The sequence below is a fragment of the Paraburkholderia sp. MM5477-R1 genome, assembly GCF_050436385.1.
GTDB classification, from domain to species: domain Bacteria; phylum Pseudomonadota; class Gammaproteobacteria; order Burkholderiales; family Burkholderiaceae; genus Paraburkholderia; species Paraburkholderia tuberum.
Window position 1 is genome coordinate 643,421 of sequence record NZ_JBNDMC010000010.1, and the last position, 14,236, is coordinate 657,656.

Annotated in this window: 14 protein-coding genes and 1 pseudogene; 4 read left to right on the forward strand and 11 right to left on the reverse strand. The window is 60.4% G+C overall.

Features of this window, described 5'->3' with window-relative positions; translation table 11 throughout:
• Nucleotides 1-65: 65 nt before the first annotated feature.
• Nucleotides 66-539, reverse strand: coding sequence for a carboxypeptidase regulatory-like domain-containing protein (locus tag OKW35_RS46770; RefSeq protein WP_429403688.1), 474 nt, complete (start codon nucleotides 537-539; stop codon nucleotides 66-68).
• Nucleotides 540-669: 130 nt separating this feature from the next.
• A complete protein-coding gene (locus OKW35_RS46775; RefSeq protein WP_429555620.1) occupies nucleotides 670-2,205 on the reverse strand; it encodes a Na+/H+ antiporter NhaC family protein in 1,536 nt (511 codons plus the stop codon).
• A gap of 1,263 nt (nucleotides 2,206-3,468) precedes the next feature.
• On the opposite strand from OKW35_RS46775, the gene OKW35_RS46780 reads away from it, so the two are divergent.
• Both OKW35_RS46780 and OKW35_RS46785 read left to right on the forward strand, forming a co-directional pair.
• Nucleotides 3,469-3,906 carry a response regulator gene (locus tag OKW35_RS46780; protein ID WP_429352458.1) on the forward strand — a complete coding sequence of 146 codons (438 nt, stop codon included), beginning with the start codon at nucleotides 3,469-3,471 and terminating at the stop codon, nucleotides 3,904-3,906.
• A gap of 332 nt (nucleotides 3,907-4,238) precedes the next feature.
• Entirely contained in the window at nucleotides 4,239-4,553 is a 315-nt protein-coding gene (locus OKW35_RS46785; RefSeq protein ID WP_429555621.1) for a hypothetical protein, read from the forward strand.
• A gap of 420 nt (nucleotides 4,554-4,973) precedes the next feature.
• Here the strand turns inward: OKW35_RS46785 and OKW35_RS46790 are convergent, their stop codons facing one another.
• The gene (locus tag OKW35_RS46790; protein WP_429403692.1) at nucleotides 4,974-6,095 is read right to left on the reverse strand and encodes an ATP-binding protein; all 1,122 of its coding nucleotides are present in this window, start codon (nucleotides 6,093-6,095) and stop codon (nucleotides 4,974-4,976) included.
• A gap of 174 nt (nucleotides 6,096-6,269) precedes the next feature.
• Here OKW35_RS46790 and OKW35_RS46795 point away from each other — a divergent pair.
• A pseudogene (locus tag OKW35_RS46795) lies at nucleotides 6,270-6,457 on the forward strand (IS3 family transposase); the annotation flags it as partial.
• Nucleotides 6,458-6,792: 335 nt separating this feature from the next.
• On the opposite strand, the gene OKW35_RS46800 reads toward OKW35_RS46795, so the two are convergent.
• The 3 genes from OKW35_RS46800 to OKW35_RS46810 form a co-directional block, all read right to left on the reverse strand.
• Nucleotides 6,793-7,008: a hypothetical protein gene (locus OKW35_RS46800; RefSeq protein ID WP_018424494.1), complete on the reverse strand. Its 216-nt coding sequence runs from the start codon at nucleotides 7,006-7,008 to the stop codon at nucleotides 6,793-6,795.
• A gap of 62 nt (nucleotides 7,009-7,070) precedes the next feature.
• Nucleotides 7,071-7,310: a hypothetical protein gene (locus OKW35_RS46805; protein WP_184061999.1), complete on the reverse strand. Its 240-nt coding sequence runs from the start codon at nucleotides 7,308-7,310 to the stop codon at nucleotides 7,071-7,073.
• Nucleotides 7,311-8,363: 1,053 nt separating this feature from the next.
• Nucleotides 8,364-8,651, reverse strand: coding sequence for a hypothetical protein (locus tag OKW35_RS46810; RefSeq protein WP_260321258.1), 288 nt, complete (start codon nucleotides 8,649-8,651; stop codon nucleotides 8,364-8,366).
• Between the two features lie 537 nt (nucleotides 8,652-9,188).
• Here OKW35_RS46810 and OKW35_RS46815 point away from each other — a divergent pair.
• Nucleotides 9,189-9,479, forward strand: coding sequence for a hypothetical protein (locus tag OKW35_RS46815; RefSeq protein ID WP_429352461.1), 291 nt, complete (start codon nucleotides 9,189-9,191; stop codon nucleotides 9,477-9,479).
• 481 nt (nucleotides 9,480-9,960) lie between these two features.
• On the opposite strand, the gene OKW35_RS46820 is transcribed toward OKW35_RS46815, so the two are convergent.
• The 5 genes from OKW35_RS46820 to pdhA all read right to left on the reverse strand — a co-directional run bounded on the left by OKW35_RS46820 (nucleotide 9,961) and on the right by pdhA (nucleotide 14,224).
• Nucleotides 9,961-10,185: a hypothetical protein gene (locus tag OKW35_RS46820; protein WP_090808905.1), complete on the reverse strand. Its 225-nt coding sequence runs from the start codon at nucleotides 10,183-10,185 to the stop codon at nucleotides 9,961-9,963.
• A gap of 276 nt (nucleotides 10,186-10,461) precedes the next feature.
• On the reverse strand, nucleotides 10,462-10,665 hold the full coding sequence (locus tag OKW35_RS46825) for a cold-shock protein (RefSeq protein ID WP_012428559.1): 204 nt from the start codon (nucleotides 10,663-10,665) through the stop codon (nucleotides 10,462-10,464).
• Nucleotides 10,666-11,042: 377 nt separating this feature from the next.
• On the reverse strand, nucleotides 11,043-12,158 hold the full coding sequence (locus tag OKW35_RS46830; protein ID WP_429555622.1) for a dihydrolipoamide acetyltransferase family protein: 1,116 nt from the start codon (nucleotides 12,156-12,158) through the stop codon (nucleotides 11,043-11,045).
• A gap of 7 nt (nucleotides 12,159-12,165) precedes the next feature.
• Complete coding sequence (locus tag OKW35_RS46835) at nucleotides 12,166-13,143, reverse strand: alpha-ketoacid dehydrogenase subunit beta (protein WP_429403694.1); 978 nt, start codon at nucleotides 13,141-13,143, stop codon at nucleotides 12,166-12,168.
• On the reverse strand, nucleotides 13,136-14,224 hold the full coding sequence (gene pdhA / locus OKW35_RS46840; protein WP_429555623.1) for a pyruvate dehydrogenase (acetyl-transferring) E1 component subunit alpha: 1,089 nt from the start codon (nucleotides 14,222-14,224) through the stop codon (nucleotides 13,136-13,138). The genes OKW35_RS46835 and pdhA overlap by 8 nt, the downstream gene beginning before the upstream one ends.
• Nucleotides 14,225-14,236: the final 12 nt, after the last annotated feature.

A 14,236-nucleotide genomic window follows, 5' to 3' on the forward strand; every position in this document is an offset into this window, starting at 1 on the left:
TAAGCCTATGGCTGGGTCAAACGAACGCGACGCGCGCGACCTTCGGCGCGGCGTCGGGACCGCGCTCAGTGGGTGGACGGAAACGCGAACGTCGCACGCGCGCTGCCATTGCCGCGGACGTTCACGGTCTCCCTTCTGGTCACGCTGCCGTAAGTGGCGTTGACCGTATAGCGCCCTTGAGGCAGCCGCACGAGCATGTACGGCCCCTTCGACGTGGCCTCGAACACGGCCGCGCCGCCAGCCTTGGCAATCTTCACCTGGACGTCGGCCACATAGCTCGCCCCGGGACCGGTGAACTGCAGAGACAACGGCCACTGCCTTCGTGCCTGCCGCAGCGCAGTCGACTCGTCGCGACCGACTCCGCCGGTCACGAACGATATGTCGCCCTGCTGCTGCGTCTCTGGCATGCCGGTCCTATGCATCTCGCTGGCGCTCTGCGGAGCAGCCGTCTGCGACACCGCGACGCCTGCCTGAGCCAGTGTGAACGCCGCGGTGAGCATCATGGACGCGATCCGGGGAGCGTTTCGTTGCATTTTCATCTTGACTGCTCCTTACAGTATTGCCGACGGTTCGTCGGACGGAAGAACGCTTGCAATAGGTTGGAAACACATCGCGCGCCGGGTATCGGCCACGAGCGAGGGTGCCTGACGACTCGAGTAAGAATACCCGTCAATTCTGTTTGGCGTCTTCATGGACCGGAGTTGGGGGGCCGCCTGCCGTTGAGGTCCCGGCTTGGGCTGGAGGGACGCGTGGCATGCGGATACCCGCGTAGGCGATCGCCACCGTCAGCAGCGGACTTACCATGCAAAATACGGCATAGGGCGCATAGCTGAGCGTCGGCACGCCAAGGGTCACTGCCATAAACGCGCCGCAACTGTTCCAGGGGATCAGCGCGCCTGTGGTCGTGGCCGAATCACCAACGGAACGCGATAACACGATGGGCGCGTAGCCGCGTGCCGCGAATGCATTTCTGAACATCCGGGCCGGCAGCACGGCTGCGATGAACTGGTCCGCCGTAACGATGTTCGTCGCGATGGTCGCCAGGACCAGGGAGCCGACCAACGCCCCACCGCTCCTGGCCCAATCGACTACCGGAGCAATGAGGCGTTCTATCGCACCGCACTTCTCGACCACCCCTCCGAATGCCAGCGCCGTGATGATCAGCCAGATAGTATTCAACATGCTGTCCATACCGCCGCGAGTGAGGAGCGTATCAAGCACTGGATTTCCAGTCGTGGACCTGTAGCCGCTCCCAAGCGCAAGCCATACGCCTTTGAGCATCGCAATCGGGATCGGCACGCCCTCTCGCGCGGCGGCAAATGCGAGGACTCGCGCTGGCTCGACGAAAACGGCAACCACGCCACCCGCCAATGCGCCAAGAAAGATGGTGGTAAATGGCGGAAGCCGGAACAGCGTCAGCACGACGACAAGAATGAGCGGCAGGAACAGCACGGGCGATATGTAGAATGCGCTCTGCATTGCAGCAACCTCCGCGCTCGCATCGAAGGCGCCCGGGCGGCGAAGCAGATAAAACACGGCCAGCGTGATGACAATCGCGACGAGTGATGTCAGCAGCGTCTCGCGCACGTGTTGATACAGATTGGCACCCGCGGCAGCGGCCGCAAGATTCGCGGTGTCCGAGAGCGGCGAAGACTTGTCGCCGAAATAAGCGCCGGAAATCACCGCACCGGCCGTTATGGCGGGGCTCAGGCCCATGCTGTGCGCAATGCCCATCAGGCCGATTCCGATCGTACCCGCGACAGTCCACGAGGTCCCAATGGCGAACGAGATCACCGCGCAGATTCCAGCCGCCGTGACGTAAAAGTAGTCCGGGCTCAGCAATTTCAGCCCGTAATAGACCATGGCGACGATCGTGCCGCTGAGCGCCCACGTGCCGATCAGCGCGCCGACTGCGAACAGGATGAGAATCGCGCCAATACCGGAACTGACACTGGCATTCGCGGCCTCGCCCAGCGAAGCGAGCGAATGACCGCGACGCCAACCGACAAATACGGCCAGCATGGTCGCCACGACGAGTGCCACCTGGTTCGGCCCGTTCGCACCACCATCGCCGAACAGGTAGAAGGACAGACTGACGAGAAAGACGAGGCCAGCGATCGGTATCAGTGCTTCGAGCATCGTGACCGGCTGGGGTGACTCGCTCCGCTTCATCGCCACGCTCCGTTCGTTTGCCGGGTAGTCCAAACGTTGCCATCCAGACCGCCCGGTAGCCGGTGAATCATCGAAACATGCGCGAACGGCTGCTTTGTTGATTCGATGTCACGGCGCAGACGTGCGGCCCCCCCGGTCCTGCGACTCGGCAATGGCAGCTCCGGCGGGCTCGCCGTTGCTTAAATCATAGGAAAGAATCGTTGCCGCGTGAAGAATCGCAGGATTCGTGCCGAACATCCCAGTTGAGCGAAGCCCGTGCCGGGAGCCAGCGTCGCGGCGCTGGCAAGCAACGAAACTGTCAATGCAGTGTGTTTCGGACAGAATGGACAAGACCTCATGGGACACCCATATTTCGTTTGCGCAACCAAGGGTGAATAGCCTCGTATTCCAGGTCGAAAATTTCAGTCCGGCACTGCGATCTCATTCAGATCGAATATCGAACCGATCACGCGATACTGTACAAACGTAGTTCCCTGCATTTACGTGCAAGGCCGCAGCGAATTCTTTTGCCGCAGAGTCGTGACCGGCCGCAGACATAAACGGTATTGCGGACTCCCTTCCGACTGCAAGTCCAAGGCTTGCCGCCGCTACACAACCCAGCCGAGGTTTCAACTTTTCATAACCGATCGTGGTTATTCATGCCTTGCAAGGATTATGGTTTTTCGTTAATTAACTGTGCGCTGATTGTGTGGGTCTACCCCGCGTAGACAGAACAACGACGGAAGAATCCGACACTAATTCGAGAAAAAACGACCGTTTTTTCACCAGGCAGAAGTGAATATCCATCAGGTAACCGCAAAATTCTAGGTCAGTGAAATCCCATTTTCAATGATCCGCGACGGCAGAAAAACTCGAACTCGCCAATCGTTCCGACCAGTAACAACTGGCCGGTTTCAATGGCACGATTCATTTGGCATAAAGCGGCCTGATCGGGTTAATCGGCCGTCCCGCGAATTTTGTCGGCGGCGCATCCGCGTTCGCAGCGAGGAACTCCTGTGATCGCTGACATGACCCAAGCCGTCACCAAAACACCAAATCGATTAACTTTCAGACGGAAGTTTTATGATTATCCGGTTCAAGTCGATGACTCTCACCGGTCGACGTATCCAATATAGTCAACGGGGTGCGGCGGACTTGCGCTACTGCTTTGGTAAGAGCAAAGCGGGCGAGCGCAATGCCGCAACCATGTCGCCCGACCGCCCACGTGTTGGACGGAGACTGTAGTCGAACAGGCAGCGAGCGCTGCTAGGTATGCCGCTTGCGAGACCCAGTAGGATCCTTCCACCATGTCGTGTCATGTCCACCGTACTGCTCATCGACGATGACCTTGAAAACCGATGCGCGCTGCAACTGGCATTGGAGAGTCGCGGACACCGTGTTGTGCTCGCGGAGAACGGTTGGGACGCACTGCAGAAGGCCCACACGGATTTTCCGGAACTCGTTATCACCGATTTGGAGATGCCGGAAATGGACGGCAAGGAGCTTTGCCGGCGTCTGAAGTGTCAGGCGGTGTTTTCCGGCTTACCGGTGGTGCTGCTGTCGGCTATGCCGGAACCTACGGGAGAGTTTCGCTGCTGGACAGCGTTCCTGCGAAAGCCGGCCTCGATAGCGGCGTTGCTTGACACCGTCGACAGGTTCATTGCAGCGCGCCTGACCTATGCGCGGGCGCCACGCGACTCCGAGTACCCCGCCGCGGCGCGCTGGCGAGCCATCGATTCGCGATGCTGGCCCTAAGCCCAAGCTGTCGGAATGCGAAGCCACACGTTACACACGCAGCCAGGCGGTGTTTGCTGGACGGCCGGTCCCGTTCTTAGCGGATGGCCTGCAAAGCGGCGAGATTGCTGAAACCCGGGTTGAGCCATCCACCTGGGTTTTCAGATTTGACTGGAATGATGCAACGGTCGTGACCCGTCACATCGTCAGCAATGAGCCCGTACAGGAACCGTCGCTACAGAGCAGCGCCTGCACGCTGACACAAGGTAAAAGATGGCAAGAGATTTCGATCCCCTTCTCGCGGGCGGCAACAGCGCACGCTTATTGTTCGCCACTTCCTCCGGGCATGCGTCATGCTGCACGCAGGTCAGAGATGGAAAAGCAGGTCCGAACGGGAGACGATCATGAAGTTGATAATGGCAGGAATCAGCGCAATTTCCATCATCGCTAGCGCTTGCGCATTTGCGCAGACCAACACCGGCAACGCTGCGCCAGCACACCGCGATACTCAAAACGCGCAGCCGGGTGCCGCTGGCCAGAGCATGGGCCGTGCTGCGGACGCCGGCAACAGCAAGCCCGCCAGTGGCACATTGATGCAGAAGCGTGAGCAGGCGATGTCGCCTCAAGGCGCGTCAAACTCGAACGCAACTGGCGCGATGAAACAATGATGGCGACGCGAGACCCCCATGGCGGCGACTGACACCTTGGTTCTTCCCGCTTCAGCCGTTGCGATCCTTGCTGCGCGGTCGGGCACTTCCAGGCCGAATGCCGTGAGCCGGAGTTCGTCCGCGCAACTCCATCCTGGTCTGATATGACGGCGAAGCGTGCACGCGCGCGTTTTCTCGATGAGATCTGACCGGGTTCTAATGATCGAGGCTGATCGCGCGCATGGAGCAGCACGAACCGAATAGGTAATCGGGGCGCGCACCCTTGCTATTGCCACGATGCCGCGGATTTGCTTCATGCAGTCGTGGTCGGTCTGTGAGGACCGGCGGTGGAATAGGCGCGTCTCGGCAGGTGTAAAACCACCAGCAGATCCCCCGCCCACATAATTCGTGGCATGCCCGTTACCAAGCCTGGCTCGCCTGCTACGCCCGGCGCGGCAGACGTACGGCGAATGCGGTCTCTTCTTTATCTGAGCGCGCCTCGATCGCGCCGTGATGCGCCTTGGCGATTTCGCTCGCGATATACAGCCCGAGCCCAAGGCTGCCTTGCGCGTCCTCGTTGATTTTTCGCTCGGGACCTCGCTGAAGAGGATCAAAGATGCGCTCCAGCAACAGTCCCTCGATGGCTGGTCCGCTATTGCAGACTTCGAAGCGCACCTCGGCCTCGTCGCCAGTCACCACGACGCGCACGGGCGCGTCTCGCGCGCCATATCTGAGCGCATTCAGAACGAGATTGCCGACCAGTTGCTGCAGACGCGGACCGTCCCAGACACCCTGAACGTCACCGTGCACCTCGAGCTCGATCTGCCGGTCTGGATGGACTGCGCGCAACTGGTCCAGCTCATCAGTGAACACGTTCGTCAGATCAACGGGAGCAGGTATGACGTTAATACCTAGCCCGAGCCTTGTTCGGTTGAAATCGCACAGATCATCCAGAAGTGCCTGCATCCGGGCGCCGCTGCGCACCAGACGGGCTGCAGCTTCTGAAACGCGCTCCCCCGCATTGAGCGCGGACAGATAGGAAGCTGTCACCTGGATCGTCTGCAGCGGGCTCCGCATGTCGTGTCCGAGCATCCCAAGCAACAGATTGCGAGCCTGATCGACTTGTGTGCTGAAAAACCCGAGTGATTCGGCCAGCGCCTGATCGATGGCCTCGTTGAAGCGGATGATGTCATCCAGATGAGGCGCATCGGGCTGACACTCATCCATCCACAAACGCAGCACGCTTGCACGCAGAGCGCGGTATTCCGCGGCCAGCTGGTTGATGTTGAAACCGCCTCGAGCGCGCAGGACCGCATGGGATTGCGCAGCTGTCTCCGGCGCATCCGTCAGCCGGGGTGCCCTCCCCAAGGATTTTTCGTGCTGCGCTTCCCTGCTCTGCGAAGTCTGCAAATCCGTCGCTACTGCTTCCAGAATCTGCTGCGCGTGGTCGCGCAACGCGAGGGTGCCCATGTTGCCAGCGGCTGGCAGCAGCGTGGCGGCAAACGCCTCCCACTGCGCCAGAATGGGCTCCATTTCCTGCACGATAAAATCGGACAGTCGCATGCCTACTCCGGCGAAGAAATTGAGGAGATTTTTAGCCGAACCGATATTACGCGTCAGTTCGTCGCGGGATCCATCGGGTTTACACCGTCTTGGACTACCTGGAGGTAGTCCATGAACTCGTAATGAACCGCCTGGATTTTCTGGACAGTGGTGAGCGTTCGTGTCCGGCCTTTCATGAAACGCCACAACGATTCGCCGCACGCCCCTGAGCGGGGAGAACTGGAGCGGCAGGTCGAATCGCTTCGACGCGATATCCGCCAATTGCAGCTTGAACACGACATCCTGGAGAAGACCAATCAATTGCTAAAAGAGACCTGGGCGTCAACCTGCAACTCCTGACCAACCGGGAGAAGGCGTCGCTGGCCGGGGTGGCTCTCACGTATGCGCGACGCGAAGCTGATTCGGTCGATGTCGCGCAAAGGGTGCTCGCCCGACAATGCTGCCCACGCAGTCTCCGACGGCTCTTTCTCTTTAGACCTGACGCTCAGGTGATCCGATGTCCGTATGGCCCCTGCTTTTCGAGTTCTACTCTCTAGGGTACTGTGGCCGTCAAGCGGAGGCACCGGTTTACCAGAACCGACGGGCAAGCGATTGGATCGAAACGCGTGACCAACATCCCGCTGCATCTTCCTCTGATCGCGAATGGCCGGTCTGCACGCCAATCCCTCTCTCGTTGCTTCCGTAGGTGAGACGTCTGTCACCCGAAGCGCGCGTGCAGCCAGTCCTGCGCCCAGTTCTTCGCATAGGCGATCGCGTCTTCGCGTGCGTCGAAGCCTGCCAGATCGCCACTCGAATGAATCTCGTACCCGGTGCCGTCGGCACGGCTGCCGCTGATGCGTGCGTGGGCCATGTACTCGCCGTCGGCCCGCCGGGGGGTCGGGTCGATAACGATCAGGGTGGAATTGAAGCGCATGGTATTCCTTTGGGGTTATCGCTCGATTGCGACTGTCGCAGAGGGGCGTCGAAAAGCGCGATCTAGGTGCTCAGCATGGCCATGATTTGTCCGGCCTCGCGATCCGAATCGCAGCTTTCCATGCCGCGTTCGCATAGAAGCGCACGAATCGACATGAACATCAGAAACGCGCCCGCATCGATCTCGTGACGGCGGTCATGGATGAGGCTATCCAGTTCGCCCTGCGCGCCGGGCGGCAGAAACCGATCGACGATGTCACCACCATCGCACCGAATCCATTTCAGCAGGTCGTTTCTTTCCATACCAAACTCCAATGATTGCAACGGCTCTGAGTCAACCACCAGCGGATGAAGTTCGAGCCCGCGGTAGAGACGGGGAACCGGTTGTGATCGGTACCTTTGAGGCCGTCTCATCGTGTAGCGGAAAAGACGGAGCGTAGCGACGTGGCCACTGCGTCCGCTCCCGTTCAGGAGGTCGGCCACGTTTCGGTTTTGGGTGAAAGCGGATCTCCGGTTCCGTCGGGTAAGCAGCTTGGCGACGCGAGGCCCGGTCGCAGGTCGAGTGACCATTTCATGCTACGCCCATTGATGGATTTGTACAGAAAAACCCGTGCTCCAGGCGCCGTCAGAGAAGCACAGGGAACATGCAAGTCAACCCGGCACTTACGTACCGCAGCGCCGGTAGGCGGCGGCGATCCGAAGATCCACATCGGGCTGCCTCTCTTCTCAGGCTCATCATGGGGCGACGCAAAATGCGCCTCTGACATGCGCGGCAAGCAGTCTCGACGTCAACAATTCAACCACGGTGAAACGAAGCGCGCGAAACTGCATTGCAGCCCCGTTCGCCCTTTTTGGCGGAAATCGATTCACCCTTTCGTCAGGTAATAAGGAGTTCCAGCGTTACCCGACCGCCTGCGAGGAGACCAATGCGGTGTTTGCGCCTCTGGCACGACGCGGACGCATCCGCGACCACGCGATTGCCGAGCGTGACATGCAACGGCTATCCGGACCGGCTTCATTTCGGGGGTACGTGTTCGTCGCGGAACAGTTGGGAACGCGTGGCCCGATTGGGCGACGAGACGGCGTGAGCCAGCGACGCCAATTGCTGCTCGACTTGCAGGTCTGCGGTAGGTTTTTGCAGCCGGCCACATCGAATCTTCGGGGAAGGCAACATCGCGAATCGTTCGGGAGGATGATCGCCGGCGAGCGTCCCGAGCAGCACGTCGATCGCAGCCCTGTCCCGCTATTGCGGCAGCCGCCTTTTATGTGGGAGCGACGATCAGATCGGCCATCAGGCACACAGCAATTCGTCGCACGATCGAGCACATCGACGGATGCTGTCCGTCAGCAGCGTTTTCATATGTCGACGACCGAAGCGCCGCTCACCTTTCCGTCGACGATGTCCTTTCCCTGCTGCCGGGCGGCTCGCCTTGCCGTACCGAAGTCAGAGAATGTATGCGTTTGGTTCAGCCTGAAGACCCGGCTTGCGGAGGGAATTGCTGTCGCCGCCGGACGACATATCCGTACTGCAATTTCGTAACCTTCCGCGTAACGGGAATGTCCGTCAAAGCGACTGAATGTGCGGGGAAAGACAAGGGGATGAAGTTCGTACCCCTTGTAGAGAAGAATCGGGTGTGTCGACATGTTGGTCACTCCACAGGGTATGGCTCACTATACGCTGGAACGGGTTACATCGGGCGGCGCAGACGCTGAGACTGTTACCAGAATTGTATTGACCGATAGTACTGTCGCGCGTACCTTGAAACGTGGGGTCGGCAAAGCGGGGCACTGCCCGGATTGTCATAGCGTTGGCTTAGATGGCCGGCGACGGCTGTCTGCCCGGTTCCACCTCTGCGCTTACGTTGCAAACTCTTCAAGAACACCACGATCAACAGCGTCTGCTTGCCACGCGCGATGAGGCTGGCCAAGGATACGGGAGCGACCCACTTCGTGAGTTCGGGACAGTGTGGTGCCCGATCGGACAAACGTGAGCGGAATGCCGGGTGAGGGAACGCTTGCGGATGTTAAGCACGAAGCTCGGGTATCCGCGTACCGGACAGCTAGCCAGGAAACTTCGTTCCGGTCGCCTCGTCGGTGTGGCTTGGGGGGCGTATCTCCTTCGGCCAAACCTGCACAACGATCAAAAACGTGCTGCTTGCTGCGGCCAAAAGGAGTGACCTGATGACAACCATTCGCCATTATCGCGGTCTCGATATTTCCCTACTCGTGTATCCGCATCGCACGACTCAACCAGGATATGGTCACAATTACGAGGAAGGATTCGATGCGTCGATTCGCATCAGCGACCCGGATTCCATGACGGACAACCCGCGAAGTCGCTTATTCCGTGTGCCCGGCAAGAGGCCCTTCGTGAATGCCGGCGACGCAAGGCGAGCGTCGGTGGCCTACGCCGAAATGCTGATTGATACTGACGGCTTTGATCGCACCATTCTGGAATCCCCTGAGCGCTAGAGCCAGAACCCGAGTCTATGCAGAAGGTACCCGTGTTCGCGCGCGCCAGCGGCACGCCATCAACAATGTGTGTGATAAAGAAGTTGACCTTCTGATCGTCAGTCGCCACATGCTCGGCAGGTTATGCCAGTGCGACCGCATTGCTGCCAGTTCCGGTCATCGCCTCCTCAGGCGTCGACCACGAAGTAGATACCTTCATGCCCGAAGGGAAGCCATGTCCATTCCATCTCGGCCGCATAGTGACCGATGGGTGATTGCCGTCCGCCCGCGCCTGCGTTCACACTTCGACCCATTCTGAAAGCTCAAGAGCGTCGTCGACTTCCATGCCGTGCGTAGCATGCCGAAGACGTCGATAGAGAAACTCCAGAAGTTCGCACTGAGCGCGGCTCAAACCGAAAGGTAACCGATCGATCGCGCGCGCCTTATTGCATGCGTCCTGATGCCTGAGATGCGTTGAGCGTGCAGATCTGGGGCATCGCCGTTAACCGCGCGTGTCGACCCAGTTGCGTGCCCAGCGTGTCGAGTGCTGCAACGCCTGCTCCTCACTCGTGAAGTAATCGAGCGAATAGAACTGGTAGCGGCCGTCCGCGCGCTCGCTATCGGCGCGTTCTAGCAGCAGGTTGGAGGAAAAACTGCCGTCGGGCAAACGATGCGCCGAGGGCTGTACGGCATAGCCGTTGTATTGTTGAGTTTGTTTGTTCTGCATTTTAGTTTTAATAATGTCGAGTGCGCGCGTGCCTTGCGAAATGTGCACAGGTACGCCGATTCAAAGGCATCTCAGGCCGAATCTGAAGCAGTCGGAAAGCGAAGACGTGGCGCTAATGCCAGAGGGGAAAATGAGCGCAATGAGACGTATGGCGCTTGGCAAGCTGCCGGCGAAACCGATGCAGCCAGGAGCGAACACGCCACTTCAGGAAACAACGCTCCGTAAGGATGTCCCTGCAACCCGGCGTCCGTTGCGGAACGCCGGGCTCTTCAAACTTTACAGCGGCTTGATGTTAGCTGCCTGCAGACCCTTCGGGCCTTGCTTCGTTTCGAAGCTCACCTTCTGATTTTCAGCCAGCGTCTTGAAGCCGTCGCCGCTGATTTCGGAGAAGTGAGCGAAAAGGTCGTCACCGCCCTTGTCCGGGGTGATGAAGCCAAAACCTTTGCTATCGTTGAACCACTTAACGGTACCGGTATCCATGAAGAATCCTTGAGAAAAAACGGGAAAATGTGCTCCGTTGAAGAGCGTATGAAGCGTCAAGGAGGGAGAGGACAACGAATACCGCTGAGGAGCGAGCAATTGATGAACAGCAATCGAACTTCTTGAACTTCATGCGGCACCTTAACCGCCGAGTGGTACCAGCGTCAATACTTATCTTGTAACTGTTTCACGGGGCGGGGCCGTTTTGCAGACGAAGCGATCCAAAGACCGGGTGCGCTGCACGAAGCTGCGAACCGGCACGCCTCGATCGATTTACGGATTGGCATACGATTTCGCTGTGCCTAAATCTGCGAACGTCTCAAGCTGGACACAACGCATACACCTTCTGAATTTTTGAATTCGCGCAGTCACAGCTGCTACTGCGCCATCTGCAGATCCACGATCGCCGCGGCGAGAAACCGTGCTGCTTCGCCGCCCGTGACGACCCGATGGTCGAACGTCAGACTAAGCGGCAAGATCCGATGCACGGCCGGAACGCCACTTACCGCCACGACCTGCTCCTGAATGCGCCCCGCTCCGAGGATTGCGACAGTGGGCGGCACGACCACGGGAGCTGCGTATTTGCCGGCGATCATGCCGAAGTTCGACAACGTGATCGTATTGCCGCGCAGTTCCTCCGGTGGAATCTTGCGTGCCCGGATGTCGACACGCATCCGGTCGAGGCCGCCGCGCAGATCCGCTGCGTTGCGGTGCGCAACGTCGCGCAATACCGGTACAAAGAGGCCATCCGGTAGATCGACGGCGATGCCGAGGTCGATCTTTTCCAGTACGTGGCGCCGTCCCGCATGTCCGTCGAACCATGCGTTGAGCCCGGGTTCGGCGCTGCATCCTGCTACCAGCGCACGGATCAGGCGGATCGTCACATCGGTATGTGGCGGCCACTCATGAATGTCGGCGTCGTCGATGACGGTCGCGGCCGCCACTTCGCTCTGCGCGCGCGCCATGTTCTGCGCCATCGCGCGCCGCACGCCGCGCAGCACTTCGGGCGGACCGAGCTGAGCGAGTATCTTCGCGACGCGCTGCACGTCAGCCGCCGTGATGACACCCTCCGCCCCCGACGGTGTCACCATCGCAAGATCGACATCAAGCTTGCGCGCGAGCGCCCGCACCGCCGGGATCGCCTTGATTGTGCCGACACCCGTGCCCGGGCTGCCGCCGAGCGCCGCCGGCGCTTCGTGCACCACATGCTGGCCGACCTCCATATGACCGACCACGGTACCGGCATCGGCTTCGTCGGCCGCTCCTTCGAATGCGACGAGCGGCGCCCCCAGATGCACGATATCGCCGGGCTGGCCGAACAGCTTCGCGACTCGGCCGGATTGAGGCGACGGAATATCGACGATCGCCTTCGCCGTTTCCACCGACAGCAGCCGTTGATCCGCGCGAATGTCTTCGCCGCTCCTGACGTGCCACTCGACGATCTCCGCTTCCTGCAAACCTTCGCCGAGATCAGGCAGTTTGAAGATTTTCATGGCATCCCTACGCTTCCAGCGCCTGCCTGACCGCGCCAACGATGCGCTCAGTGCCTGGCATGTATTGATTCTCGAGTCTGTACAGCGGCACCACCACGTCGTAACCGGTGACGCGCTGCACCGGTGCGAGCAGCGAGTACAGTCCGCGCTCTGCGATGTTGGCGGCGATCTCCGCGCCGACCCCTCCGGCATGCGAGCCCTCGTGCACGATCACGCAGCGTCCGGTTTTCGCCACCGACGCGAGAATGGTGTTCATGTCGAGCGGCTTGAGCGTCGCCACGTCGATCACCTCGGCCATTACGCCTTCCTGCGCGAGCAGATCGGCCGCGGCCTGCACGTCTTGCAACGCGCCTCCCCAACTCACCAGTGTGACGTCTGCCCCATCGCGCAACGTAAAGCAACTGTCGAGCGGCAGCGCTTCGCCGTCATCCTCCACCGGCTGCCTGAAGAGCCGGTACAGCCGCGTCGGCTCGAAGAAGATCACCGGGTCCGGGTCCCGGATCGCCGCCAGCAGCAAGCCGTACGCGCGTGCTGGCGACGACGGCGTCACGACGCGCAGCCCGGGTATGTGGGTGAACAGCGCTTCAGGGCTTTCGGAATGGTGCTCTGGTGCGTGAATGCCTGCGCCGCATGGCGCACGGATCACAAGCGGACACGTCAGTCGTCCGCGCGTTCGATGCCGCAGACGCGACGCATGATTCAGGATGTGATCGATGGTCGGATAGACAAACCCGGCGAACTGGATCTCCACAACGGGCTTAACGCCCATCGCCGCCATGCCGATCGCGCAGCCGGCGAGGGCGGTTTCGGCCAGCGGCGTGTCGATCACCCGCTGAGCGCCAAAGCGCGTCTGCAACCCGACGGTCGCGCGAAATACGCCGCCGTTCACGCCAATGTCCTCTCCGAGCAGCACAACGGTAGGGTCGTGCGCCAGTTCATATGCGAGCGCCTGATTGAGGGCCTCGACCATGTTGAGGTCAGCCATCGCCGTGCCCCTTAGCCGGCGCGAAACGTTGCGCCATCGCCAGTTGCTCACGCATCGCTGCGGGCAACGCCTCATACAGGTGATCGAACATCGCGGATGGGCCCGCAGGCGGTATCGCAAGGTACGCGTCGACGGCCTGCTCGACCTGCGCACGGCACGCCTTACCGAGTTCCTCGTCCTGCGCCTTGGTCCAGACGTTCACGTGCATCAGGTAGGTGCGCAAACGAAGCAGCGGTTCGTATTCCCATTGCTTGCCGATGACCTCGGCGTCGCGATAGCGCGTCGCGTCATCGGCCGTCGTGTGATCACCAAGGCGATAGCTGAGCGCCTCGATCAGCGTCGGGCCATCGCCGCGGCGAGCCTTGGCGAGCGCCGCGTGGACAACCTGATGCACGGCGATCACGTCGTTGCCGTCGACCTGCAGCCCCTCTATTCCTGCAGCGATCGCTTTTTGTGCGAGCGTTTGCGCAGCGCTCTGGTGGCTGCGTGGTACCGAAATCGCCCACTGGTTGTTATTGACGACGAGCACAAGCGGCGCCTGCCAGACACCGGCCATGTTCATCGCCTCGTAGAAATCGCCCTTGGATGTGCCGCCGTCGCCGAAGATCGTCACCGCAACGCGCGGCTCGTGACGCAGCAGGAACGCGTAGGCTGCGCCGGCCGCATGGCACACCTGTGTGCCGATCGGCACACAGTTCGGAAAATCGTTACGGGGCACGCTGAAATCGCTGCCGCGCTCGTCGCCGCCCCAATACAGGAGACTTTCCGTCATCGTGACGCCGCGCAGCAATTGCGAGGCGTGATCGCGATACGAAGGGAACAGCACGTCGTCGGGCTGCATCGCGCTGGCGACACCGACACCGATCGCCTCCTGGCCGACCGACGACGCAAAGGTGCCGAGCTTGCCGGTACGCTGCAGCGCGACCGCCTTCGTGTCGAACGCCCGTGTCAGCACCATCGCGCGATAGAGCGCAATCAGCGCCGCCGGGTCACGTGCGAAGGCTGGCAATGACTGGACAGGCTCGCCATCGGGGCCAAGGTATTGCGTATAGCCGATATGAAAGCTGACAGCCGTCGTCATGTCCGCCCCCCA